This window comes from Wenyingzhuangia sp. 2_MG-2023, from assembly GCF_030548295.1.
Classification (GTDB): domain Bacteria; phylum Bacteroidota; class Bacteroidia; order Flavobacteriales; family Flavobacteriaceae; genus Wenyingzhuangia.
On sequence record NZ_JAUOSB010000236.1, the window covers coordinates 1 to 229 of the forward strand.

Consider the following 229-nt stretch of genomic DNA (forward strand, 5'->3'; position numbering starts at 1 on the left):
CTATGGTTAGTGGAGGGATAATAGGTTTATCCGATAAATCGTCTAAAAAATTGACAGACGCTAGAAACATTGCTAAATAAATGGACGATGAATATGTTTATATTGAACATTTATTAATTGCGTTGTTAAAAAACAAAGACACTGTTAGCCTGTTATTAAAGGACCAAGGGGTGACCGAAAAAGGTCTAAAAGCAGCCATTGTTGAAATCCGTAAAGGACAAATTGTTTC

1 protein-coding gene is annotated in these 229 nt (G+C 34.1%); it reads left to right on the forward strand.

Features of this window, described 5'->3' with window-relative positions; all coding sequences use genetic code 11:
* Positions 1 to 80 precede the first annotated feature (80 nt).
* Positions 81 to 229, forward strand: a 149-nt coding sequence (locus tag Q4548_RS17135; protein ID WP_303457328.1) for a Clp protease N-terminal domain-containing protein, incomplete at its 3' end; no start/stop codon positions are given.